Consider the following 25,363-nt stretch of genomic DNA (forward strand, 5'->3'; position numbering starts at 1 on the left):
CCTTTCCTCCCATGGCGCGGTACATTTTCATCACCGGCGGCGTGGTCTCCTCGCTTGGCAAAGGTCTTATGGCAGCCTCTTTGGCGGCCCTTTTGCAGGCGCGTGGCTACAAGGTCCGCATTCGTAAGTTTGATCCCTATCTGAATGTCGATCCGGGCACGATGTCGCCCTATCAGCATGGCGAAGTCTATGTGACCGATGACGGCGCAGAAACCGATCTCGATCTCGGCCATTATGAGCGCTTTACGGGCGTTTCGGCACGTCAATCAGACAATGTGACTTCGGGTCGCATCTATCGCGACATCATCGCGAAGGAACGGCGGGGAGACTATCTGGGTGCCACTGTGCAGGTGATCCCGCACGTCACCAATGAGATTAAGGCATTTGCGCAAGCCGATGTGGACGGCCTCGACTTTGTACTATGCGAAATTGGTGGCACGGTGGGGGATATTGAATCGCTGCCCTTCATCGAAGCCATTCGTCAAATGCGCAACGAATTGGGCCGTGAACAGACCGTATTTGTCCATGTGACGCTGGTCCCTTATATCGCGGCTGCTGGTGAGTTGAAGACCAAGCCGACCCAGCACAGCGTCAAGGAACTGACCGCGCTGGGAGTGCAGCCTGACATATTGCTCTGTCGTTGCGAACATCCGCTGCCTGAAAATGAGCAGGCGAAGATTGCGGCTTTCTGTAATGTGCGCAAGGAAGCCGTTATTCCGGCGCTCGATGCGAAATCTATTTATGCCGTGCCGCTGCAATATCATGCAGAAGGGCTCGATTATGAAGTGTTGCGCGCCTTTGGCATCACGCCTGGCGTGGCCCCTGATTTGCGTCGGTGGGAGGATATTCTCGACCGGCAGCAGAATCCCGAGGGAGAAGTTACGATCGGCGTGGTCGGAAAATATGTCGGCCTTGCAGACGCTTATAAGTCATTGAACGAAGCACTGGCGCATGGCGGCTTTGCCAACCGGGTGAAAGTCAACATAAACTGGATCGATGCCGAGCTATTCGAGAAGGGCGATAGCGACATTACCGCAGCGTTGGAGCCCATGCACGCGATCCTGGTTCCTGGTGGCTTCGGTGAGCGCGGTTCGGAAGGCAAGATCGCCGCCGTCCGTTTTGCGCGTGAACGAAAAGTACCATTTTTTGGTATCTGCCTTGGTATGCAAATGGCTTGCATCGAAGGCGCGCGGAACACGGCGGGCATTGAAAACGCGTCCAGCACAGAATTTGGCCCGACCGATGAACCGGTTGTCGGCATCATTACCGAATGGATGACCGAGGAAGGTTTGCAGACCCGCGAGGCAGGTGGCGATCTGGGTGGAACAATGCGACTTGGGGCATATGAAGCGCGGCTTGCCGGTAACAGCCATGTGTCGGGCATATATGGATCGACCGTTATTTCGGAACGCCATCGCCATCGGTACGAAGTCAACGGTGCATACAAGGAACCATTAGAAAAGGGCGGTCTGATGTTCTCTGGCATGTCGCCCGATGGCTTGCTGCCGGAGATTGTAGAGCGGCCCGACCATCCCTGGTTTATTGGGGTGCAGTTTCACCCCGAACTGAAATCGAAGCCTTTTGATCCGCACCCGCTATTTGCCAGCTTTATCGCGGCGGCGGTGGAGCAGAGTCGTTTGGTTTAGAAATGCGTCGCCCCGGCGAAGGCCGGGGCCGCTCTGAGTTTGCACGAAACTGTCCGTATAAACTTCCAGCGGTCCCCGCCTGAGCGGGGACGACGACTATCGTTTAGGCAGCCTTGCCGCCCTTTTTCTTGGTTTCATCATGCTCAATGACGGTTGGCGTAGTGCCGCCGATCAGGATTTTGCGCGGTTTCAGCTCTTCGGGAACCTGACGCTCAAGCTGAATGATCAAAAGACCATCGGCAAGGTCGGCGCCTTTTACAAACACATGGTCTGCAAGCTGGAAGCGGCGTTCGAAATTGCGGTTGGCGATGCCAAGATGCAGGAAATCGCGGTTGTCATTGCCATCGACCTTTTTCTGGCCGGCAACCACCAACTGATTCTGCTGCGCGGTAATGTCGATTTCGTCGGGCTTGAAGCCTGCGACCGCAATCGTCACTACATATTCTGTTTCGGAGGTGCGTTCGATGTTGAACGGAGGATAATTGTCGCCCTGGGTAACGCCGCGGGCATTTTCGAGCATGTCGAAGAGGCGGTCGAACCCTACAGTATTGCGGCGATAGGGGGTGAAATCAAAACGGTTCATGTCAAATTCTCCTGTTGAGCAATTTGGTTTTGGTGAAAGCCCGCATGCACGGCGCTTTCTTTTAGGTTGAGGGACCGTCTCCGGCTCCCTCACGGCTTAGATGGAATGTGAAAGGCAAAAATCAAGGCCGCCCAATAGAAATTGGACGGCCTGATTGACGAAAAATCGTCAGGGTCTCACCGTTTCGCTTTTCGCAAAATCGCGTAGGACCAAATCCCCCTGAACCACGGCCATTCAGCGATGAACCTATTCAGCAACACCAAAATGACGCAATCCGGCGCGTTCGCAACGATTCTCTGTTTCGATCGAACGCTTTTTCAAACAGTGTGTCATCGCTGCAACAGAAGTGTAATACAGGCTTTGGCTTGCACGCAGTCAAAGCGCCGCCTAAGGGATTGTCCGCAAACACTATGCCGGAACCAAGACCGACATGATCCTCAATCGATACGAACGCATGATCGCCAGGCGCTATGTGCTGCCGGGCAAGGGGGAAGGGTTCATCTTCCTGGTCGCCACGATCAGCCTGATCGCCGTTGCGCTTGGAGTCGCAGCGCTCATCATCGTGATGAGCGTGATGAATGGCTTTCGTGCAGAATTGTTTGACAAGATCGTCGGCCTTAACGGCCATGCTGTTGTACAAGGTTATGGCGGGCGTCTGTCTGACTGGCGGGAAGTGCTGAAGGATGTGCGCGCCACGCCCGGCGTGACCGAAGCGTCTCCACTGATCGAGCAGCCGCTGCTCGCGACCAGCGAAGGCCGCGTCGAAGCGATCCTTGCCCGCGGGATGGAGGTCAGGGATATTCTGACCAACCCGACGCTCAAGGGTAAAACACTGGCGGGTGACATGAAGCTGCTTCGCCCCGGGAGCGAACGGGTCGCCATCGGTTCGCGCCTCGCACAAAATCTGGGCACTCGTGTTGGACAACGCATTACGATTATCAATCCGGCGGGCCGGACGACGCCTTTTGGTACCGTCCCGCGCGAGATTTCCTATGAAATTGCCGCCATTTTCGAAGTGGGCGTCTATGATTATGACAAAGCCTTTGTCATCATGCCCATTGAAGACGCGCAAATCCTGATGCTGATGGGCGACCAGATCGGGATGATCGAACTGACCACCACCGATCCGGACAAGGTCAATGACATTCTGGCACCGCTGCAGCCCAAAATAGCGGACAAGGCGGTGATCGTTGACTGGAAAAGCATGAACGCCACCCTGTTCGAGGCGCTCGCGATCGAGCGGGTAGCGATGTTCATTGTGCTATCGATCATTGTGCTGGTGGCGGTGTTCAATATTTTGTCGTCACTGATCATGCTGGTGCGCGCCAAAACACGCGACATCGCGATATTGCGCACGATGGGCGCATCGCGGCAGTCGCTGCTAAAGATTTTTGTGACCGTCGGTCTGCTGATCGGTGCTGCTGGCATGGTTGCCGGGCTGATCCTCGGATTCATCTTCCTGTTTTTCCGCCAGTCGATCGTGACTTTCATTCAGTTCGTAACCGGTCTCGAATTGTGGGATCCTTCAATCCGTTTCTTGACCGAGCTACCGTCACGCACCGATCCGTTCGAGGTGCTGGCTATCTGCACTCTGGCCCTGTTCTTCAGCTTCCTCGCGACACTGTATCCGGCTTTCAAGGCAGCAGGAACCGATCCGGTACAGGTGCTACGCTATGAGTAAGATTGTCGCCGAAATGCGCGACGTGCGCCGCAGCTTTACGCAAGGCGACGTAACCATTGATGTCTTGCGTGGGGTAAACCTTACGATAGCCGAGGGCGAACTGGTGGCATTGCTTGGGCCTTCGGGCACCGGCAAGTCGACACTTTTGCAGGCGCTGGGATTGCTTGAGGGGGGCTTTACCGGCTCGATCCTGATTGACGGCGAGGAAATGCGCGATGCCGGGCCGGACCGCGCAACCGACGTGCGCAGGGCGAAGCTGGGCTTTGTGTATCAATTCCATCACCTGTTGCCCGATTTCGATGCACTCGAAAATGTTGTCCTGCCGCAACTGATCGCAGGCGTCGAGCCTGATGCAGCGACCGAGCGCGCGACTTCGTTGCTGTCGACACTGGGCCTGGGTGAACGGCTCGAACATCGCCCTTCGAAGCTATCCGGCGGAGAACAGCAGCGCGTTGCGGTCGCACGCGCGCTTGCGAACAAGCCTCGCCTTGTCTTGGCAGACGAGCCGACCGGCAATTTGGACGAACATACCGCCGACATAGTGTTGCGCGAGTTTATGGCGCTGGTGCGCGAGCAAGGCTCGGCAGCGCTGGTCGCCACACATAATGAACGGCTTGCGGCCAAGATGGACCGCGTCGTTCGCCTGCACGATGGCCTGCTCGGCTAGGTTGACGTTTATCGAAACTTCAAGTCGAATGGACTACTAACGATTGCTGGAATTCGACTCCTTGTCATGATCCCCAAATCTGGGGAGAAACATCAGTGAGTCTTTTTACGTCCGTAATTTTACTTGCATTCCAGACGGCGCCCGCCCCAGCGCCGCCTCCTTGTGCCGCACCGGAATTCAGCCAGTTTGATTTCTGGATAGGTGAATGGGATGTCTATCCCAATGGCAAAGACAATAAGGTGGCACATAGCAAAATTGAGAAACTCTATACGGGCTGCGCGATCCGCGAGAACTGGATGCCACTAAAAGGGCCGGGAGGTGGGAGTCTGAACGCCTACAACCCGGCAACGAAGAGCTGGCACCAGACTTGGGTCGGTTCCGCGCCGGGCCATGTAAATTTCGATGGTGGATTTACGGGCGGGAAGATGGTGCTCACGGGCTTGTGGGCCGGAGTAAACGGCCCCGGTCAGGATGCGCTGATCCGAATGATCTATTCGCTTCAAAGCGACGGTTCTGTCCGCCAACATGGCGAACAATCAACCGACCAGGGTTTGACATGGTCCACCAATTTCGATTTTATATACAGGAAGCGCAAAGAGCCCATTCCGGCCAAATAGCGCCGGAGATTGCAATGAACGTACATGATTTCACCGTCGACATGCCTGGCGGGGGCAAGCAGGATATGTCCGAATTCAAGGGCAAGGTGCTTTTGCTGGTGAATACCGCGTCGAAATGTGGCTTCACGCCACAATATAAGGGGCTTGAGGCGTTGCACGAGAAATATGGCGATAAGGGCCTTGTGGTGATGGCATTCCCTTGCAATCAGTTCGGCGCGCAAGAGCCCGGTGACGAGGAGGAGATCAAGAATTTCTGCTCGCTGACCTATGACGTCACCTTCCCGCTGGCGAAGAAGATCGACGTCAATGGAGATAATGCCGATCCGCTGTGGAAGCATCTGAAAGACCAACAGGCTGGCTTGCTGGGCAGCCGGGGGATCAAATGGAATTTCACCAAATTTCTTGTCGATCGCGATGGCAAGGTTGCCGGTCGCTATGGCCCGCAGGTTGCGCCGGGATCGCTTGAAAAGGATATCGAGAAGCTGCTGGGTTAATTGCCCGCCTGATTGTTAGCAATTGTCCACAAATTAGCCGCTGCTTTCATTTGCAGAATCAGCGCGGCTGCCGCACTTTGCCGTTATGGCCATCGCACCTTTTGTACCTTTGCGGGTCTTTTCCGCCTATACGATGCTCGAAGGTGCGATCGAACCCAAGGCTATCGGCAAATATGCTAAAGGGCTGGGTTTCCCAGCCATCGCTATTACTGACCGGAATGGTCTGTATGGCGTAATGCCATTCGAGGACGGTTGTCGCGGTGTGGGCGTGCAGCCGATCATGGGGCTGATGCTTGGCCTGCAAAGGCCTCCTGAATATACCGGTGGCCAAGTAGTGCGCGATTGGATCGCACTTTATGCGCAGGATGAGGCAGGTTACGAAAATCTCTGCCGTCTTACCTCGATGGCGCATCTTGAGCATCCCGACGATGGTGAAGCGCAAGTGACCTTTGCGCAACTCGAAGGCCATACTAATGGCCTGATTGCGTTGACGGCAGCGGGTGAGGGCGGGCTGGCACGACTGTTTGCGGATGGTCAGCTTGATAGCGCGGCAGACTATTGTTCGAGGCTGCAAAAGCTATTCCCTGACCGGCTGTATATAGAGCTCGCCCGGCGTGGCGATGCGATTGAGGAAGCAGCCGAAGAGGCCTTGCTCGCACTCGCCTATGAACGTGACTTGCCGCTAGTGGCAACCAACCCCGCCTGTTTTGCCGAGCCGGATTTCTACGCCGCGCACGATGCGATGCTGTGCATTTCCGATGGCGAATATGTCGAGAACGAAGATCGCCGTAAAAGCAGCCCGCACGCGTGGATCAAGACCTGGCAACAGATGTCAGAGCTGTTCGCCGATATGCCTGAGGCGCTGGCCAACACGCTGGTCGTTGCGCAGCGCTGCGGGGTAGGTGCACCCAAACGTAAACCAATTCTCCCCAGTCTTGCGGGCAACCGAGAGGCAGAAGAACAGCAGTTACGCGACGATGCGCGCGAGGGACTTATTGCGCGGCTTGAACATGTCGGGATCAAAGAGGAAGAAGCGCGCAAACCTTATTTCGAGCGCCTCGAATTCGAATGCGATGTTATCTGCTCGATGGGTTTTCCCGGCTACTTCCTGATCGTTGCCGATTTCATCAAATGGGCCAAATCGCATGATATTGCGGTGGGGCCTGGTCGTGGTTCGGGTGCGGGTTCAGTGGTAGCATGGGCGTTGACAATCACCGACCTCGATCCGCTGCAACTTGGCTTGCTGTTCGAACGTTTCCTCAATCCCGAACGTGTATCGATGCCCGACTTCGATATCGACTTCTGCGAAACGCGTCGTGGCGAGGTGATCCGCTATGTGCAGGAGAAATATGGCCGCAACCAGGTCGCGCAGATCATCACCTTTGGTAAGCTGAAGGCGCGCGCCGTGTTGCGCGATACCGGGCGTGTGTTGCAGATGAGCTATGGGCAGGTGGACCGGCTGTGCAAGCTGGTGCCGAACCACCCGACCGACCCGTGGGATCTGGAAAAGGCACTGGGCGGTGTTCCCGAACTGCGCGAAGAGTATCGGCGCGACGAACAGGTCAAGCGGCTGTTCGATCTTGCGATGAAGCTGGAAGGCTTGCCGCGCCACAGTTCCACCCACGCTGCGGGCGTGGTGATCGGCGATCGCCCGCTTTCCGAACTGGTCCCACTCTATCGCGATCCGCGCTCGGATATCCCCGTCACGCAATTCGACATGAAATTTGTCGAGGCCGCAGGGCTGGTCAAATTCGACTTTCTCGGTCTGAAGACGCTATCGGTGCTGCAAAAGGCGGCGCAAATGCTGGCCAAGCGCGGCATCATCGTTGAATTTGACAAGCTGGCGCTTGACGATCCGGCAACATATGAATTGCTGCAATCAGGTGACACAGTGGGCGTGTTCCAGTTGGAATCCGAGGGCATGCGTCGAACTCTGGCGGCGGTGCGACCAACCAATTTCGGCGATATTATTGCGCTGGTTTCGCTCTATCGTCCCGGTCCGATGGACAACATCCCGATGTTTGGCCGCCGTAAAAATGGCGAAGAGAAGATCGAATATCCGCACCCGCTTCTCGAAGGCATATTAGCCGAAACCTACGGTATCTTCGTCTATCAGGAGCAGGTGATGCAGGCCGCACAGATCCTGGCTGGCTACTCGCTGGGTGGTGCAGACCTTCTCCGTCGCGCGATGGGCAAGAAGATCAAGTCGGAGATGGACGAGCAGCGCGCGATCTTCGTCAAGGGCTGCGCAGAGCACAACCAGATAGACGCTGCCAAGGCGAACGAGCTGTTCGACTTGATCGACAAATTTGCAGGCTATGGCTTCAACAAGTCGCACGCTGCGGCTTATGCATTGCTGTCCTATCATACGGGCTGGCTGAAGCGGCACCATCCTGAGGCCTTTTACGCCGCATCCATGTGTTTCGACATGCACCAGACCGACAAGCTGGCGGTGTTTGTCGACGATATGCGGCGTCTGGGCACACATTGCCTGCCGCCTTCGATCAACCACAGTGAGGCCGAGTATAGCGTTGAAGAATGTGAATCCGGATTGGCAGTGCGCTACGCGCTCGCTGGCCTCAAAAATGTCGGCGAAAAGGCAATGGAAGGCATTGTCGCGGAGCGCGAGGCCAATGGACCCTATCGCGACCTTGACGATTTTGCCAACCGCGCCGATCCGGCGCAAATCAACCGTCGCAGCCTTGAAAACCTGGCGTCTGCAGGCGCATTTGACGAGTTTGAGGCGAATCGCGCGTCGGTCTTTGGCGGTATCGAAACCATTCTTGCTACCGCTCAGTCGGCTCGCGACCAGCGCGAAAGCGGGCAGGGTGGATTGTTCGGTGGGGACGCTGCAGCGGATGCCGGCAAGATGCGACTGCCCAATGCAGAGAAATGGTCAGTGGCTGAAACGATGGAGCACGAACGTGAAGCGTTCGGTTTCTACTTCTCGTCACACCCCATTTCGCAATTCACCCAGATCGCGGCCAGCCATGGCGCCAAAAGCTATCTCGAAACCATTGATTGCGGCCCCATTCCGGAAGGCAGCCGAAAATCGGCGGCAATTGCTGCAATGGTCCAATCGGTTAAGTGGCGTGAATCCAAGCGCGGCAAGCGCTTTGTGCAGGCGGAGTTTTCAGACAGCAGCGGCCAGTTTCAGGCAAGCTGTTTCGATGAAGATGTCTGCGCGAGCCTTGCTGAATGGGCTAAGTCCGGGGAATGCCTGCTCCTGACGGTGGAAATGGACCTGCCTTCGGGTGAGGAAATTCCCCGCATTGCTGTACGCAGCGCAAAGCCGCTTGCAGGGTTGGTTTCGAACACCCAGTTCAAAATGCTGCTGGATATCGACAGCGCCGATGCCTTTCTGCGGCTTCAAGGCCTGATCCTGCCGCTTGGCGGCGGACGCGGCGAAGTCGTTGCGCGAACTCGCATTGGCGATGGCAAGACCGCCGATATCGTACTAGGACGCAAATTCAGGCTTGACGTAGAACTGGTCGAGAAGGTCAAAGAAATACGGGGCGTGGAGAATGTGGAACTCGCGCCGGTCAAACCGCATCTGATGAGCGTCCGCTGAAAATATAGCGGGCAGGGGAGAGTAAAATGCTGGGTGGAATGCAGGATTGGGACCTGAGGGTCACGCATCTTATCGATTATGCCGAACGCGAACATGGCACCCGCGAAATTGTGACTCGCTGGGCCGATGGCAGCATCGAGCGTACCAATTGGGCCAATGTCGCGTCTGAAGCGCGCAAGATGGCGCAGGCTTTTGTCGCCATGGGACTGAAACCGGCAGATCGTGTCGCAACCTTTGCGATGAACCACCATCGCCATCTTGCTGCCTGGTATGGCGCAATTGGCTGCGGCGGCGTGATCCACACAGTAAACGTTCGGTTGTTCGATGAAGACCTTATCTACATCATGAACCATGCCGAGGATAAGGTGCTGCTTTATGATGCGCAGTTCCAGCCTGTCATCGACCGGTTGAAGCCGCACCTGAAGACAGTGGAGCACTATATCGTCTTCGATAGCGCGCAGTATGAAGAATGGCTCGGCGCGCAGGACGGCAATTTCGACTGGGTTGGGGGTGACGAGCGCGACCCTTGCATGCTCTGCTATACCAGCGGCACGACCGGCAATCCGAAGGGTGTATTATACCAGCATCGCTCAACCATGCTCCACGCCATGGCGGAGGTTGCGCCTACGATTTTCAACCTTTCGATGACGGCGGCTTTGTTGCCGATCGTCCCAATGTTCCACGCGGCCAGTTGGGGTCTGCCTTTTGCGGGTGCGATGGCCGGCGTGAAGTTCGTTTTCTCCACAACCAATGAAGCGTCCGTTTTGCATAAACTGATGCTCGATGAAGGCGTCACCCATAGCGCTGGCGTGCCGACGGTGTGGCTTGCGATGTTCCAGCACCTCGATGCTGAAAAGGCAGCGGGGCGCCGCTATGACCTTGGCAAATTACAGCTGGTGACCATTGGAGGCACGGCGGCTCCCCACATGATGATTGAGCGGCTGATGACGCAGGGTGTGCGTGTCGCCCACGCTTGGGGCATGACGGAAACGTCGCCAATCGGAACCATGGGTGCGCCCATTCCGGGTTGGGATGAAATGACCATGGACCAACAAATTGATGTTGTATCCAAACAGGGCAAGATACCCTTTGGCGTTGAACTGCGCGTGATTGACAAGGATGGCAATGTCGCCCAGCGCGATGGCAAGACCGAGGGCGCGCTTCAAATCCGTGGACCCTGGGTCATCAAGCGCTATTTCAAGGCAGAGGCGGATGCGACCGATGCCGATCAGTGGTTCGACACCGGCGACGTTTCGGTGATCCACCCCGACGGCACGATGCAGATTACCGACCGGGTAAAAGACGTGATCAAATCGGGCGGCGAATGGATCAGTTCGGTTGAACTGGAAAATGCCGCTGTCGGATGCCCGGGCGTCGCACAGGCCGCAGCGATCGGTGTCTATCACCCGAAATGGGATGAACGGCCGATCATTGTTGCGGTGAAAAAGCCCGAGGCGGAAACGCTGACTGAAACGGACGTGATCGACTATCTTAAGGAGCGCATCGCCAAATGGTGGCTGCCCGATGAGGTGCACTTTGTCGACAGCATGCCAATTACCGGAACGGGCAAGATCCAGAAGGCGGAACTGCGCAAACAGTATAAGGATTACAAGCTGCGGAGCCTTGGCTGATGTCGGCCGAGGCACATGTCGATCCCACGCGCGAGGCATTCAACGCCTTCAAGGCGCTGCCGCGCGATGTACCGATCCAGATGCTCAACCTGCTCCGCTATCGCGACGTTGCCGCATATCCGGAGGGGCACGAAAATGCCGGCAAGGGCTGGACAGGCGCGCGCGCCTATCAGGAATATGGTAAAACCAGTGGGCCGATTTTCCAGCGCGTCGGGGGCTGCGTCGTGTGGCGCGGTGCCTTTCAGACCGTACTGACCGGCCCGGCAGACGAGCATTGGGACGCAGCTTTCATCGCGCATTATCCCAATGCCGGGGCGTTTTTGGAAATGGTCACCGATCCTGATTATCGTCTCGCGGTGGTCAACCGCCAAGCTGCGGTGCGAACGAGCCGACTTATTCGTTTTGCACCGATGGAAGGCGATTCCAGCAGCTTCGGTTGAAACTGCAACCTAAGGATTCGTTACCGACAAGGCTTTCAGATATTCATAAAGCGCGTCTACCTCTCGCGGCGTGAACTGGCTGTACCGTCCGCGTGCGACGCCGCTCATCAATTGCAATTCCCGATTACCCGCAGCCTTGCCGGTTTTCATGAGTTTGACGAAATCGGCTTTGTCATAGGCAGCAACCATACGGATATCAGGGCGCGGAGGCGCGCCAGGATAGGGAGTTCCGCCGCGCAGATCCATGCCATGACATTCCGCGCAAGTTGCGCGTGCGATGTAGCGGCCCAGTCTGTGCTGCGGGCCTGCATCTGGCGGAAAAGTGCCTGCTCTCAATTTCGCCTCGGCCGCACTTGATCTGTAGATGCCCTGCTTGATCTCTTTCAAAGCTTCTTCGAGCAATATTGGCCTCGGGTGGCTTTTCCCTGTTGGCGGCACACCTCTTAGATATGTGGTCAGCGCGACCAGATCAGTTTCGGACAATTCCGAGAACAGGAAGGAGGGCATATCCCACAATTCGTTTCCATCGTAACGATAGCCTTTTTGAAGGGCTCGGCGGAAAGCCGCGTCGTCATATTTTTTCATCTCTACCGACAGATTTGACGTCCAAACGATTGCAAAACCGGGTGCACTCCAATCTTTGCCCGCCAGATTTGAATCATGACAACCCGTGCAGCCGAGAACACCGGCAATACGTCGGCCGTGCGCTGCCTCGCTGTCTGATTGGTTGTCGAAACGGATAGCTTGCTGCTTTTGGGGGCTGCAGCCTGTCACAAAAGTGATTGCTAGCAAACATAACACAAATCTGTGCATTTTACTTCCCCCCAGCGGGAAGCGTAACATTAGGCAGACTGCGAGTATAGGGTGTCAGAACAGCGCCAGTTGTCCGTCGCAGCGGGGCGGAATGAACAGGTCGCTGCGCAATTCTATCCTTGTCTGGTTTAGTCCGGCCTTTCGCGCAGCGATTCTAAAACGGTTCCTGATCAAATCAGCCCAAGGTCCCGACCCGCGCATCCGCTGGAAAAAGTTCGGATCGTTGTCTCTGCCTTCACGGATTGAGCGAACAATCGACATAACCTTGCCTGCTCGGTCGGGAAAATGCACTTGCAGCCAATCCTGAAATAAAGGTGCGACTTCATGTGGCAAGCGCAGCGGGATCCAGCTTGCGGTTTTCGCACCAGCCTCTGCAGCGCGCTCAAGTATCGCCTCGATTTCATAGTCATTAATAGCAGGAATGATTGGCGCGACGTTGACATGCGTGGGGATGCCTGCGGTCGCCAGCTCTTTAATTGCCGCCAATCGCTTCTCCGGGCGAGGTGCGCGCGGTTCTAAAATCCGGTGCAAAGCTGGATCGAGCATCGTCACCGATACTGCTACCGCCACCAATCCTTTCGCGGCCATAGGTACCAACAGTTCCAGATCGCGCAGAACCCGGTCAGACTTTGTCGTGATAGTTAGCGGATGATTGGCCTCAGCCAGCACTTCGAGGCATTGCCGCATGATTCTCCATTCGCGTTCGATGGGCTGATAGGCGTCGGTGTTCGTGCCAAAAGCTATGGGTGTGGGCACATGCCCCCTGCGCCCGATTTCCTTACGCAGCAAGCTGGCTGCATCGGGTTTGGCGAATAAGCGGCTTTCAAAATCCAGCCCTGGCGACATGTCATGATAGGCATGGGTAGGCCGGGCATAGCAATAGATGCATCCATGTTCGCAGCCACGATAGGGGTTGACCGATTTGTCGAACGGGATGTCAGGAGATGTATTGCGGGCAAGGATGGATTTTGGACGTTCCGACGTCACTTGCGTTCTCAGCGGGGCAGTGCCTCCGTCAATCTCTACGCGTTCATCCAGCCAATCGCCATCCGCCTCCCGCGAATTCAGATTGAAACGCGAAGGAGAGGTGTTGGCGGGAGCGCCTCGTCCCGCCACAAAATCCGGGTAACAGCTTTTGGGCACCCGGAAAGGGTAACATCAAGATAGGAACAAATAAAGAACAATTATTGTTCGCGGAGCCGAGGCATCAGTTCAACGAAGTTGCACGGTTTATGACGGCTGTCGAGCTGGTGGACCAAGATCTTGGTCCAGCCATCTTTCACCGCACCGTTCGAACCCGGCAAGGCAAAAATGTAGGTACCCCGTGCCAGCACTGCGCAGGCGCGGCTCTGGACTGTTGAAGTGCCGATGGTTTCATAACTCAGCATCCGGAACAATTCGCCAAATCCAGGTATGTCTTTGCTCTTTACGCGGTCGAGCGCCTCGGGCGTGATGTCGCGTCCGGTCAGGCCGGTACCACCAGTCAAAATGACAACGTCGATATTGTCATCATCGATAAGCATATGCAGCCGCGCGACCAAGCGGGAGGTATCGTCTTGCTCGATCACGCGGTCAGCCAATTTATGTCCGGCCTCGACAATGAAATCAGCCAGAAGATCGCCACTGGTATCGTCCGCAAATGTGCGGGTGTCCGACACCGTGATCAACGCGATGTTAACTGGCTTGAAGCGCTTGGTTTCATCGAGCGGCAATGCTGCCTCCATTTCGTGGCGTGTTGCCCATGCGAACAGTGGCCACGCGGCCTTCCTTCGGGACAGTGGGCCATAAATATTGCGCAAGTCCCTTCATGCTGCCGCCATTCTTTCCGCGCTGAATTTCATACATCCAGTAGTTGCGCAGGATGATCGACACATAGCCGCGGGTTTCCCAATAAGGGATCGATTCTATAAACAGCAGTGGATCGCCATTGTCGCGGATTTCGCTATTCCAGCGCGTGACGGGGGCAGGTCCGGCGTTATAGGCAGCGATGACCTTCGGCAGCAGCCCTCCGGTCGCGTTCATGTCGCGTAATTTCTCGATATAGCTCTGGCCATATTCCAGATTGACCGAAGGGCGGTCGAGATCGCTCGCTGACAGGAAAGAGCCGCGCGCGCGCGCCATTTCCTGGGCGGTAGTTGGCTTTACCTGCATCAGGCCGCGCGCGCCCGCGCTGCTGATCACTGAGGTGCGGAAAGCGGACTCCTGCAGTGAGTGGGCATAAACCAGCGATGGGTCAATGCGCCAACCGCCAATTGGCGTCCAGTTCGGATAGGGATAGCGCATCATAGGATCGAGTTTCCCGCCCGATGGGCCATAATGCCCCATCCAAAGCTGCGTTGCGGGCAGATTCAACGCGCCTGCAATCTGGGCGAGTGCCGAATGTTGTTCGGGGTTGCCGATCTTGGCCTGATGGCGGAGCGCTTCGTCAGCAAGACTATTTTTGCCGATTGAAGCGAGCGTGACGGCAGTGCGGACATTTTCTTGCTGGCCCAGCTGCTTCCAGTTGGTCGAATGGTATCGCATCGTCTTGCTCGCGACCGGTTCCATACCCAGTGCTTCGCTTGCCAGCAGACCGTAAAAGGTTTCCTGAAGGCGGGCCGCTGCCTGAAGACGCGGTTGCACTTGTTGCGGTTGACGCGAAGCCATTGCCGCACGGCTGCTCCAGAATAGCGCAGCGCTACGTAGTTCGTCGTTATCGGCAGTGCGTGCGACCTTGTCGAAACTGGCAAACGCCTCGCGCTGGTCACCGAGACGCCAGCTAGCCAGACCATGTACCCATTGTGATTGGGTGGCCCAGGCTCCACCTGCTGCCATTGCCGTTGCGGCCAATCGGCGAGCGTTAGCGTCATCATTTTCGATATAGTAAGACCAGGCAACGCGATAACGCAGTTCGGTGAGGGCTTCGCTGTCGAGCGAAAGGCCTTGTTCGTTCAATAGCGCTTCCGCTTCAGTCGGATTGTCGGCCTTGATAAATTCCTGCAGCTTGGAGCGCAGGGCTGCTGCGCTTTGGTTGCTATCCGGCAGATCACGTTTGGGGGCGCTGCCAAGGAAGGAAAAACGGCGGGTGCCTGGTCGTACCGGCAGATCGGCGACGCCGCGCTTGATCGCCATTTTTTCGATCTGTTCGGCTTGCGGCAGCCAGGGGGCCTCTTCGAGCAGCGCCTGTAGTTGAGCCGCCTCTACTTTCGGGCTGCCCGCCGCCAGATATAGTTCGGCGCGTGCCATAGAAGTCATCGGTCCTTTGGGTGCAGCCTCAATCAATCGCGCTGCTTCCACCCAGTTCTTGCCGTCAATCGCAGCAAAGATGGCAGTATATGCCTGCTTGTCCTTGCTTGTCGGCATCGCTCCAAGTGCGTCAAGCGCATCGGGCGAGACCGCTTGGCGAACGCTATCGGCAGTCCCCGCAGACGCGGCTGTTGAAATGCCGAGCGCCGAAGCTGCCAGAATGAAGGATTTGCCCAGTTGCACGGTCTTGATCACTGCTGATCTTTCTGCACGATCCGCTGCAAATCCTTCCAAGCCTGCGCCTTCAAAACCGGGCGCGCGAGGAGGGTTCGCGGATGGAATGTTGCCACTGCGGTCAAAATGCCGCCATCTTGGTTAAAATCCGGTAAATTTGCGCGAGCCGACATCAGTTCTTCACCCAACAGGGCTTCGGACACCGCAGAGCCGAGCAGCAGCAACCTTCCTGGCTGCGCGACTTTGATCTGGTGGCGCGCAAAATCGCCAAGAATTGGCACGTCTTGCGGTGGTAGTGCGCCGCTCGCCGGGCGGCTGTGCGCAAGCGCTGCGAGGTGGACGCTTTGGGGTGCGTATCCGCAGGCTTTCAACATCGCCTGCAGCAATTGCCCAACGGGCCCGCTACCCAATTTTCCGGCCGCCAAATCTGCTTCTTCGGGGAAGTCAACAAGAACCATTAATTCGGGTGTTTGTACCGCATGAGGCGCTGCGCGAGCCGGGCTGTAGCCATTGCCGGGAAGCGATGCATCGCTGGCGATGACCTTTTGCAACGTTTCAAAATCGGTCGGCCAGTCTTTACGTACAGATATTGCCGCAACGGGGGCAACCGGCGACGGTGTTGCGCGCCTGATGGGTTCTTCCAGCTTTGTTGAAGGCGGGGCAGGCTCATCAAGCCAGTTGGTCGTCGCTTCACCGCACAGATAATCAACGCCGGCATCGCGCCACCAGCCGATAAAAGAGTCTGCGAGGATTTTTCCCCTGTCCTGCGGTGCGACCTGCATGTTTCGTATCAGTCACTGGTTGACGCGAAGGTCAATTGCTTGGCATGGCGAATCCTGTCAGTTGAGGCAAAATCGAGACAGCCCGATATCAGGGCAAAGGGAAGGATGAATTGCTATGAGCGAACGGGAGTCGATGCCCTATGATGTGGTGATCGTCGGTGGCGGTCCGGCAGGCCTATCTGCGGCCATTCGCCTCAAACAGATTAACCCTGAAACTTCTGTTTGCATCCTTGAAAAGGGGTCGGAAATCGGCGCCCATATCCTTTCTGGCGCGGTATTCGATCCCAAAGCTATCGACGAGCTGCTGCCGGACTGGAAAGATCAAGGCTGTCCGATGGCCGAAGTTCCGGTCACCGAAAACCACCACTGGGTGCTTTCGCGCGGTGGCCATATGGCGATTCCGCACCTTTTTACGCCGGGCTGGATGCACAACAAGGGCACCTACACAGGCTCACTCGGCAATCTGTGCCGCTGGCTGGGTACACAGGCGGAAAATCTGGGTGTCGAAATCTTTCCCGGTTTTCCGGCTGCCGAAATCCTCTACAATGACGATGGATCGGTGAAGGGCGTTGCGACCGGAGACATGGGTGTAGCCCGCGATGGCAGCCAAAAGCCAGATTATATGCCGGGGATGGAGTTGCACGCAAAATATACCCTGTTTGCAGAGGGTGCGCGCGGACATCTCACAAAGCAATTGAAATCAAAATATGATCTGGAACGCGATTGCCAGCCGCAGGTTTACGGCATCGGCATGAAGGAATTGTGGGATATCGAGCCTGAAAAACACAAGCCGGGCAGGGTAATCCACACCCAAGGCTGGCCGCTGTCTGAAACCGAAAGTTGGGGCGGGGGCTTCCTCTATCACCAGGCAAATGGTCAAGTGGCCTTGGGCTTCGTCGTCGCACTCGATTATACCAATCCGCACGTATTCCCGTTTGAGGAATTTCAGCGTTGGAAACAGCATCCCGAAATCCGCAAGATTTTGGAAGGCGGCAAGCGTGTGTCCTACGGCGCGCGTGCGATCAACGAAGGTGGCTGGCAATCGGTACCGAAGCTCGCCTTCCCGGGCGGCGCGCTGATTGGTTGCTCGGCAGGTTTCGTCAATGTTCCCCGTATCAAGGGCAGTCACACCGCGATGAAATCGGGCATGCTGGCGGCAGAAAGCATCTCGGCTGCGCTGGCGGCGGGCCGTGCGCATGACGAATTGTCGGATTATCAGGCCAATCTCAACGAAAGCTGGATCGCGACCGAGCTCAAGCTAGTGAAAAATGCCCAGCCTGCTGTCGCCAAATATGGCGAAACCTATGGTACAATCTTCGCAGGTATCGACATGTGGATGCGCACGCTGAAGATCGGCCTGCCGATCGAGATGAAGCATCATGCTGACAATGAATCACTTGGCCGCAAGGACCTGTATCAGCCCGTTAATTATCCAAAACCCGATGGCGTGATCAGCTTTGACCGGCTTTCCTCGGTGTTTCTGTCAAACACCAATCATGAGGAAGACCAGCCCTGCCATTTGCAGCTCAAAGACCCCGAAGTGCCCATCACGGTCAACCTCGCGCTCTATGATGCGCCGGAAACGCGCTATTGTCCGGCAGGTGTTTATGAAATCGTCGGTAAGGATGAAGGGCAACCGCGCCTTCAGATTAACGCGCAAAACTGTGTCCACTGCAAAACTTGCGACATCAAGGATCCGACGCAGAACATCAACTGGGTGACGCCCGAGGGCGGAGGTGGCCCCAATTATCCGAATATGTAAGATCCTTTCTGTTTCCGCGTTGCTGGCGATTGCCACGCCAGCCTCGGCGGCGCAGGAGGCGAGCGACATTTACTGGAATGCGCAGCGGCAGGAAATAACCGGCCGCGGTGATGAGGCGTTGAAGAGCTATGCGAAGCTGCTTGCGCGTAGCCCGGATAGCGAGGCAGCTGCTAACAACCTGTTGAATGCAGCCGTTCGTGAAGGGAGCTTCATCGACGCACTAGCTGCCGTGAAGGCGGCCCAACGGGCGAAACAGGCAGACAGTGATGCGCCGCTTTTGATACTTGCCGATGCCTTTCGCCGGAAAAAGTTGGGTGAAGCGGATCGCACATTGACTGATCTGGAAGCAGCAGGCGATTTTGCCTTCATGATGCCGATGCTCAAGGGCTGGTTGAATGTTGCGCAAGGGCGCGATTCCGGCGTCGATGCAAGCACATTCCAGTCATCTGGACTCACCGCCTATTACAGCGATGACCAGCTGATTTACTTCGATCTTGCCGAACGAAATATTGCGCAAGCCAAATTACGACTGCGCAATTTCAGGGGTTATGATGAGCCGCATGGCCGCTTCCTTGCCGGGCACGCCATGGGGGAGTTTTCGCGCAACGGGGATGCTGAGTTCGCATCCGCGCTGGGGCGACAAATCGGTCTGGATGCGGGCAATTATGCAACGCCACCGGTGACTCCAGAACTAGGGCTGGCAATGCTGTTTGCCCGGCTTGGATTGGCGCTTGGCGAACAGGGGCAGCCGCAGAAAGCACTGTACTTCGCGCGTATCGCCAACTGGATTGCGCCGACCAGCGATGCTGCCAAATTGTCCCTGGCGGAATTGTTTGACCAGCACGAGCTGGATGCGAAGGCGTCTATGCTACTGAAAGCGATTGCGCCAACTTCGCCTTTCTGGACGCAGTCCATTGTCAACCAAACCCAATTGGCGGCTGCGCCCGCACAGGCGGTCGCAATTGCCCGGGCGGCTTCGGAGATGCAGCCTGCTTCGTCGCAACTGAAACTGCTCTACGCGCAAACGCTTGAAAAGGCAGAAAGGCGAGATCAGGCCATAACAGTATATCGCAGTCTGCTTGCTCAGGATGCGGGAGGAGCAAATGGGCCAAGGCGCGCGGTCTACCTGCTCTTGCTCGCGTCGGCCCTCGATGCAAATGGCGATTGGGACAGCGCCCGAAATGCATTGGAGGATGCGGCTGTTCTTGACCCCAAAAACGCGCAAATCCTGAACTATCTGGGATATTCACTGCTCGAACGACGGATTGACGTCACACGAGGGTTCGACCTTGTTTCGAAGGCACACCAACTCGCGCCACAATCCGCTGCGATCACGGACTCGCTGGGCTGGGCGCATTTCCTGCGTGGCGAAACCGACGCGGCGATACCGTTGCTCGAACGCGCGGTTAAGGGTGCTATTGCTGATGTGGCGATCAACGAACATCTGGGCGATGCCTATTGGGCCAGCGGACGGCGGACAGAAGCGCGTTTCGCCTGGAAGGCTGCGGCGCTGGCTGCCGAAGGTAATGTGGCAGAGCGTTTGACCAGAAAAATCGACTTTGGCTGGACCAAAGAGACGGCGGCACCCTGATCCGATGCTGTTGAGCGAAACCGCCTACGCCAAAATCAACCTTGCGCTTCATGTCCGGCAGCGGCGCGAGGATGGCTATCATGAACTAGAGACGCTTTTTGCTTTTGCGGAAGATGGCGACCTCTTGACGGCGGAGCAGGCAGATACAATCGCGCTTACGATTGCCGGGCCGTTTGCCAAGGGTTTGGAGGTCGATGACACCAATTTGGTTCTGCGCGCTGCAAAGGCGCTGCAGGTGGCCAGTGGGACGGGTCAGGGGGCGACAATCAGGCTCGACAAGCGCCTGCCTGTTGCTGCCGGTATTGGCGGTGGTTCGGCTGACGCCGCCGCCGCGTTACGCCTCCTGACGCGTCTCTGGGGTGTCGCTATTCCCGATGCAGCGATGCAGGAAATCGCAGTCCGCCTTGGCGCAGATGTTCCGGCATGCCTGCAGTCGCAGACCGTTTTCGGTAGTGGCGTCGGTGAAAAGCTTACCGCATTAGATGTCCACGACATCACTGGCGCACCGATCCTGCTCGTCAATCCTTTGAAGCCCTGTCCGACCGGTCCTGTGTTCAATGCCTGGGATGGTGTCGATCGCGGCGCACTGGATGTGCAGGACTGGCGGCATGCCCGCAATGATCTGGAGGCGCCGGCGATCGCATTGGTTCCAGAAATTGCTGAGGTGATTGCTGAGCTTAAGGTTCAACCGGGCGTCACTTTTGTGCGCATGTCAGGTTCCGGTGCGACTTGCTTTGCGCTGTTCGGGTCGTTGGATGACAGAGACAGGTCTGCACAGACCATATCGGCATCGAGGCCGAACTGGTGGTTGCTGCCGACGGTGCTGCGATGAATGACGCTTGGAACCTGATTGGTGAACCCGAGGCGGGCGGTATCCTGATTGTCAGTGATCATGCGTCGAACCGCATTCCGGATGATATCGATCTGGGCATCGATCCGGTTTTGCTGAACCAGCACATTGCCATCGACATAGGCGTTGCAGGCGTGGCTGAAATCATGTCAGAAAGTGCGGGCTATGCTGCCTTTCTCGGCAATGTCAGCCGCCTTGTTTGCGATTTCAACCGGGAGGAGCATCAGCCTGCGGCGATTCCGATCGCCAGCGATGGACATGCGATCCCGGGAAACGCCCTTGACCATGAAGCGCATGAGGCGCGCCTCAATTGCTTCTTCCGGCCCTATCATGCAAAACTCGCCGAACTGCTGGAACAGCATCGGCCCGCATTAATCCTTTCGCTGCACAGCTTCACTCCACAATTGGAAAGCCATCCAGAGCAGAAACGGCCGTGGCAAATTGGCGTTTTGTACAATGAGGATGACCACGCAGCGCGGATTGCCATTCCCTTGCTTGAGGCGGAGGGCCTGTGCGTCGGCGACCAGCAACCCTATTCCGGCAAACTGCTCAACGCGACGATGAACCGCCATTGCGAAGCTCATGGCAGGCCCTATCTGGGCATCGAAATCCGGCAGGACCAGATTGGAGACGGAACGGGGCAGTCTATCTGGGCAGAACGCCTTGTGCGGATTTGCAACGAAGTGGCGTTGAAACTGCGGGCTTAGCGCTGTAAGGCGCATGCAAACGCCCTGTTGGCGAAATAATATTACAGGAGTCTCCCTCATGCCCGCCCTTCGTTCGCGCACCTCAACCCATGGCCGTAATATGGCAGGCGCGCGCGGGCTTTGGCGCGCAACGGGCATGAAGGATAGCGACTTCGGCAAGCCGATTGTTGCGGTGGTCAACAGCTTCACCCAGTTCGTGCCGGGGCATGTCCATTTGAAGGACCTCGGCCAGATGGTCGCGCGTGAAATTGAAGCTGCAGGCGGCGTTGCCAAGGAATTCAATACCATCGCCGTCGATGATGGTATCGCCATGGGGCATGACGGGATGCTCTATTCCTTGCCAAGTCGCGATCTGATTGCCGACAGCGTCGAATATATGGTCAACGCGCATTGCGCCGACGCGATGGTTTGCATTTCCAACTGCGACAAAATTACGCCCGGCATGTTGATGGCTGCGCTGCGCATCAACATTCCCGTGGTGTTCGTCTCCGGCGGGCCGATGGAGGCGGGCAAGGTCATCCTGAAAGGCAAGGAAGTTGCGCTCGATCTTGTCGACGCGATGGTTGCCGCTGCCGACGAAAAATATAGTGACGAGGAAGTCGCAACTATCGAACGGTCGGCTTGCCCGACCTGCGGTTCCTGTTCGGGCATGTTTACCGCCAATTCGATGAACTGCCTGACCGAGGCGCTGGGGCTTTCGCTTCCCGGTAATGGCTCGACACTTGCGACCCATGCTGACCGAAAGGCGTTATTCCTGCGTGCAGGTGAACTCGCGGTCGAGCTATGTCGCCGCTATTATGAGCAGGACGACGAGAGCGTTCTGCCGCGCAACATCGCGACATTCGAAGCCTTCGAAAATGCGATGAGCCTCGACATTGCCATGGGCGGCTCGACCAATACCGTGCTCCACCTGCTGGCCGCCGCTTATGAGGCAGGGGTTGATTTCACCATGACCGATATTGACCGGCTGTCACGGAAAGTGCCCTGCCTGTCAAAGGTCGCACCGGCCAAGCAGGACGTTCATATGGAGGATGTCCACCGTGCCGGCGGCATCATGTCGATCCTTGGGGAATTGGATCGGGCCGGACTGCTGCATACGCATTTGCCAACCGTTCATAGCCGCACAATAGGCGATGCGCTCAACCAATGGGATATTGTGCGCACCAACGATCCGGATGTGCAGAATTTCTTCAAAGCCGCTCCCGGTGGCGTGCCAACGCAAACCGCCTTCAGCCAATCACGCCGTTGGGACGAGCTTGATCTGGACCGCGAAGGCGGCGTGATCCGTTCGGCCGAACACGCCTTTTCGAAAGATGGTGGCCTGGCTGTGTTGAACGGCAACATCGCGCTTGATGGCTGCATCGTGAAAACGGCAGGCGTGGATGAAAGCATCCTGAAGTTTACGGGCCCCGCCAAGGTCTATGAAAGCCAGGACGCGGCGGTAACCGCGATTTTGACCGGCCAGGTCGAGGCTGGCGATGTCGTTGTCATCCGCTATGAGGGCCCGAAAGGTGGTCCGGGAATGCAGGAAATGCTCTACCCGACCAGCTATCTAAAATCGAAGGGATTGGGTGCCGCCTGTGCGCTGCTGACCGACGGGCGTTTTTCGGGTGGTACATCCGGGCTGTCGATCGGCCATGTCTCGCCCGAGGCTGCGGAGGGTGGCACGATCGGGCTTGTCGAAAATGGCGACCGGATCGAAATCGATATTCCAAACCGCACTATCCATCTGTCAGTCAGCGATGAAGAACTGGCCAAACGCCGTGCAGTGCAGGATGCCAAGGGCTGGCAACCGGCGAAAGAACGCCCGCGTAAAGTCTCGGTTGCCTTGCAGGCCTATGCAGCGATGACCACCAGCGCAGCGCGCGGAGCGATCCGCGATGTTTCGCAACTGGTATCAAAGCCACGCGGATAGAGAGCAGCAAAGCAGGGTTAATGCTCTAGGCTTAGGCACAGCTTGCAGCCTATAGGACAGCCATGACTGTTTCCGCGCGTTTCCTTTTCGTTGCTACGGCCGCCAGCCTGACATTGGCTGCCTGCGGCGATGGTGCGCCTTCCAGCGGGGTCGAAGGCGTTGCCGAGGCTGACCGCATCGAATGCGCGCTCGCTGGTTCAACCAAATTCGAACGGGTGTGCGCCACCGAAACCATGCCTGGTGAAAAGGGCAAGATGCTGGTGGTGCGTCATCCCGATGGCGGGTTTCGCCGTTTCAACATCCTCACCGACGGTCGCGGGCTGGCACCTGCAGACGGTTTCGATGAAACCGGTATCAAGATCCTTGGTGGTGGAATAATCGAGGTCAACTCGGGCGACGATATCTACCGCTTGCCTGCCGATACCAAATCATCCGGGCAGAAATAGACCGCCAAGCTTGCTTCTGCCTGCGTGCGAAGGCAAGGCGCATAGCGTGAACGATAGCAGCGAAATCATCCGTATAGCCTCACGCGGCGACGGCGTTACCGCAGACGGGCGGCATGTGCCTTTCGCAGCCCCTGGTGATTGCCTTAATCCCGGTGGCGGATTGATCCACGGCCCGCACCATTCCGAGCCTCCTTGCCCGCATTTTCAATTATGTGGTGGATGCCAGTTGCAGCATTTGGACGATGAGACGCTGAAGATTTTCGTCAGGGATCGCATCGTCCATGCCCTTGTGGCGCAGGATATCGATCTGCCAGAATTCATGCCGGTTCATATCTCTCCACCGCATAGCCGGCGCCGGGTAGCGGTACGATCAGCTTGGGCGGGCAAGCAATTTCAGCTCGGCTTCAGCTCGGAAAAAAGCCATCGGATTGTCGATTTGAAGCAATGCGATATTATGGCGCAGGAACTGTTTGCGCTACTGCAACCGTTACGGGCTTTTCTCGCCCCCCGCATCGGGCCAAAGCGCAATGTGGAAATCAAGCTGGCGCTGGTTGATCAGGGCGTCGATGTCTTGATCGAGAATTGGTCGCCGGAGGGTCTGGAAACGCATGAGGCGATGACGGCCTTTGCAACCGCCAATCATCTGGCACGGCTCTCCACAGACGATGGATATGGCCCGACAACCTATTGGGAACCCGAACCAGCGACAGTTACGCTGGGTGGGATTGCTGTTGTCTATCCGCCTTATGGCTTTCTGCAGGCAACGCGCGATGGGGAGCAGGCTTTATCCATGGCCGTGCAGGAGGTGGTTGGAGACGCAAAGCTTGTGGCCGACCTGTTTTCAGGGCTGGGTACTTTTGCCTTCGCGGTCGCGCAGGGTCGAAAGGTGTTCGCGGCTGAAGCGGAGCGGGCGGCCTTGCTTTCAATGAAGGCCGCCGCAGGCAAGGCAGGATTGCAGTTGTTTGCCGAGCATCGGGACCTTTTTCGGCGACCTTTGACGCCGGCAGAACTCAACCGCTTTTCCGCAGTGATCCTTGATCCGCCGCGGGCTGGTGCGCGTGAGCAGGTTGCGGAACTTGCGAAAGCGGATGTGTCGAAGATCGTCTATGTAAGCTGCAACCCATCCAGCTTTGCACGCGATGCAAAGACACTAATTTCAGGTGGCTTCAGGCTTCAGCGGATATGGCCTGTCGGGCAATTTCGCTGGTCAACCCATGTCGAACTGGCGGGCGAATTCACCCGCCAGGGACGTTCAAATCAATGAAATACTGCCAATATGGCGTGCAGCACCAGTGCCATCAGCGCGAGCGATGACAGGGCGAACAGCAGGAAGCGCACGGCAACCTTGTTTACCAGCGAATGCCACAGGCTATGCGCTATGCGCAGACCAACATAGGCCCAAGCGATAGTGGCGTTGAGGCCATCGCCCTGGCCAATCATGGCGAGCAACAGCGCAACTGCGTAGAACACCGTCGGCGCCTCGTGCAGGTGATTATAGTTATGTGCTTTCCACTGGATATTGCCCGGCAATAGCCCTTCCAATTTGGCACTTGTCCAACCGACATCTGCCCCTTCACTGTTATCCTTGGGCAGTTTGTTGATTGCGGGGATACGCGTAGCGTACATCCATATCCACATCAGCATCGTCCAGCCCGCGAGCACCGCGACCGGCTTCAATATTTCGGCATGTTCCATGGAATCTCCTCCC

The 25,363-nt window shown here is 56.9% G+C and carries 22 protein-coding genes; 15 read left to right on the forward strand and 7 right to left on the reverse strand.

What is annotated here, in order from left to right:
- Positions 1 to 11: 11 nt before the first annotated feature.
- Entirely contained in the window at positions 12 to 1,646 is a 1,635-nt protein-coding gene (locus PKC81_RS06635) for a CTP synthase (RefSeq protein ID WP_324334431.1), read from the forward strand.
- Between the two features lie 103 nt (positions 1,647 to 1,749).
- Here PKC81_RS06635 and PKC81_RS06640 read toward each other — a convergent pair whose 3' ends face one another.
- Positions 1,750 to 2,229, reverse strand: a complete 480-nt coding sequence (locus PKC81_RS06640) for an Hsp20 family protein (protein ID WP_324334342.1) — start codon at positions 2,227 to 2,229, stop codon at positions 1,750 to 1,752.
- A 430-nt stretch (positions 2,230 to 2,659) separates the two neighbouring features.
- Between PKC81_RS06640 and PKC81_RS06645 the strand changes: the two genes are divergently transcribed.
- The 7 genes from PKC81_RS06645 (at position 2,660) to PKC81_RS06675 (ending at position 11,330) form a co-directional block, all read left to right on the forward strand.
- Positions 2,660 to 3,910, forward strand: a complete 1,251-nt coding sequence (locus PKC81_RS06645; RefSeq protein ID WP_324334344.1) for a lipoprotein-releasing ABC transporter permease subunit — start codon at positions 2,660 to 2,662, stop codon at positions 3,908 to 3,910.
- Positions 3,903 to 4,577 carry an ABC transporter ATP-binding protein gene (locus PKC81_RS06650; protein WP_324334346.1) on the forward strand — a complete coding sequence of 225 codons (675 nt, stop codon included), beginning with the start codon at positions 3,903 to 3,905 and terminating at the stop codon, positions 4,575 to 4,577. The genes PKC81_RS06645 and PKC81_RS06650 overlap by 8 nt, the downstream gene beginning before the upstream one ends.
- 95 nt (positions 4,578 to 4,672) lie before the next feature.
- Positions 4,673 to 5,194: a hypothetical protein gene (locus PKC81_RS06655; RefSeq protein ID WP_324334348.1), complete on the forward strand. Its 522-nt coding sequence runs from the start codon at positions 4,673 to 4,675 to the stop codon at positions 5,192 to 5,194.
- 14 nt (positions 5,195 to 5,208) lie between these two features.
- The gene (locus PKC81_RS06660) at positions 5,209 to 5,688 is read left to right on the forward strand and encodes a glutathione peroxidase (RefSeq protein WP_324334350.1); all 480 of its coding nucleotides are present in this window, start codon (positions 5,209 to 5,211) and stop codon (positions 5,686 to 5,688) included.
- Positions 5,689 to 5,773: 85 nt separating this feature from the next.
- The gene (gene dnaE, locus PKC81_RS06665; RefSeq protein WP_324334352.1) at positions 5,774 to 9,259 is read left to right on the forward strand and encodes a DNA polymerase III subunit alpha; all 3,486 of its coding nucleotides are present in this window, start codon (positions 5,774 to 5,776) and stop codon (positions 9,257 to 9,259) included.
- A gap of 26 nt (positions 9,260 to 9,285) precedes the next feature.
- Positions 9,286 to 10,890: a long-chain fatty acid--CoA ligase gene (locus PKC81_RS06670; RefSeq protein WP_324334354.1), complete on the forward strand. Its 1,605-nt coding sequence runs from the start codon at positions 9,286 to 9,288 to the stop codon at positions 10,888 to 10,890.
- Positions 10,890 to 11,330: a DUF1330 domain-containing protein gene (locus tag PKC81_RS06675; RefSeq protein ID WP_324334356.1), complete on the forward strand. Its 441-nt coding sequence runs from the start codon at positions 10,890 to 10,892 to the stop codon at positions 11,328 to 11,330. Before PKC81_RS06670 ends, PKC81_RS06675 begins: the two co-directional genes overlap by 1 nt.
- A 9-nt stretch (positions 11,331 to 11,339) precedes the next feature.
- Here PKC81_RS06675 and PKC81_RS06680 read toward each other — a convergent pair whose 3' ends face one another.
- From PKC81_RS06680 to PKC81_RS06700, 5 genes are all read right to left on the reverse strand, one after another.
- A complete protein-coding gene (locus tag PKC81_RS06680; RefSeq protein WP_324334357.1) occupies positions 11,340 to 11,915 on the reverse strand; it encodes a cytochrome c in 576 nt (191 codons plus the stop codon).
- A gap of 282 nt (positions 11,916 to 12,197) precedes the next feature.
- On the reverse strand, positions 12,198 to 13,259 hold the full coding sequence (locus tag PKC81_RS06685; RefSeq protein WP_324334359.1) for a PA0069 family radical SAM protein: 1,062 nt from the start codon (positions 13,257 to 13,259) through the stop codon (positions 12,198 to 12,200).
- A gap of 68 nt (positions 13,260 to 13,327) precedes the next feature.
- On the reverse strand, positions 13,328 to 13,855 hold the full coding sequence (moaB, locus tag PKC81_RS06690) for a molybdenum cofactor biosynthesis protein B (protein WP_324334432.1): 528 nt from the start codon (positions 13,853 to 13,855) through the stop codon (positions 13,328 to 13,330).
- Complete coding sequence (locus PKC81_RS06695; RefSeq protein ID WP_324334361.1) at positions 13,842 to 15,662, reverse strand: lytic transglycosylase domain-containing protein; 1,821 nt, start codon at positions 15,660 to 15,662, stop codon at positions 13,842 to 13,844. The genes moaB and PKC81_RS06695 overlap by 14 nt, the downstream gene beginning before the upstream one ends.
- Positions 15,620 to 16,384, reverse strand: a complete 765-nt coding sequence (locus PKC81_RS06700) for a uracil-DNA glycosylase family protein (RefSeq protein ID WP_324334364.1) — start codon at positions 16,382 to 16,384, stop codon at positions 15,620 to 15,622. The genes PKC81_RS06695 and PKC81_RS06700 overlap by 43 nt, the downstream gene beginning before the upstream one ends.
- Positions 16,385 to 16,499: 115 nt before the next feature.
- Between PKC81_RS06700 and PKC81_RS06705 the strand changes: the two genes are divergently transcribed.
- From PKC81_RS06705 to PKC81_RS06735, 7 genes are all read left to right on the forward strand, one after another.
- Positions 16,500 to 18,146 (forward strand): electron transfer flavoprotein-ubiquinone oxidoreductase, encoded by a 1,647-nt coding sequence (locus PKC81_RS06705; protein WP_324334366.1) that lies wholly within the window; start codon positions 16,500 to 16,502, stop codon positions 18,144 to 18,146.
- Positions 18,147 to 18,165: 19 nt separating this feature from the next.
- Entirely contained in the window at positions 18,166 to 19,737 is a 1,572-nt protein-coding gene (locus PKC81_RS06710; RefSeq protein ID WP_324334369.1) for a tetratricopeptide repeat protein, read from the forward strand.
- Between the two features lie 4 nt (positions 19,738 to 19,741).
- On the forward strand, positions 19,742 to 20,569 hold the full coding sequence (locus tag PKC81_RS06715) for a 4-(cytidine 5'-diphospho)-2-C-methyl-D-erythritol kinase (protein WP_324334371.1): 828 nt from the start codon (positions 19,742 to 19,744) through the stop codon (positions 20,567 to 20,569).
- Positions 20,566 to 21,294 carry an N-formylglutamate amidohydrolase gene (locus PKC81_RS06720; RefSeq protein ID WP_324334433.1) on the forward strand — a complete coding sequence of 243 codons (729 nt, stop codon included), beginning with the start codon at positions 20,566 to 20,568 and terminating at the stop codon, positions 21,292 to 21,294. Before PKC81_RS06715 ends, PKC81_RS06720 begins: the two co-directional genes overlap by 4 nt.
- Before the next feature lie 58 nt (positions 21,295 to 21,352).
- Complete coding sequence (gene ilvD / locus PKC81_RS06725) at positions 21,353 to 23,209, forward strand: dihydroxy-acid dehydratase (RefSeq protein ID WP_324334373.1); 1,857 nt, start codon at positions 21,353 to 21,355, stop codon at positions 23,207 to 23,209.
- 62 nt (positions 23,210 to 23,271) lie between these two features.
- Complete coding sequence (locus PKC81_RS06730; RefSeq protein WP_324334375.1) at positions 23,272 to 23,655, forward strand: hypothetical protein; 384 nt, start codon at positions 23,272 to 23,274, stop codon at positions 23,653 to 23,655.
- 46 nt (positions 23,656 to 23,701) lie between these two features.
- Positions 23,702 to 24,919: a class I SAM-dependent RNA methyltransferase gene (locus PKC81_RS06735; RefSeq protein ID WP_324334377.1), complete on the forward strand. Its 1,218-nt coding sequence runs from the start codon at positions 23,702 to 23,704 to the stop codon at positions 24,917 to 24,919.
- On the opposite strand, the gene PKC81_RS06740 is transcribed toward PKC81_RS06735, so the two are convergent.
- Positions 24,913 to 25,350 carry an MAPEG family protein gene (locus PKC81_RS06740; protein WP_324334379.1) on the reverse strand — a complete coding sequence of 146 codons (438 nt, stop codon included), beginning with the start codon at positions 25,348 to 25,350 and terminating at the stop codon, positions 24,913 to 24,915. The genes PKC81_RS06735 and PKC81_RS06740 overlap by 7 nt on opposite strands.
- Between the last annotated feature and the right edge of the window lie 13 nt (positions 25,351 to 25,363).

The organism is Sphingorhabdus sp. (assembly GCF_035329025.1).
Lineage (GTDB): Bacteria > Pseudomonadota > Alphaproteobacteria > Sphingomonadales > Sphingomonadaceae > Sphingorhabdus_B.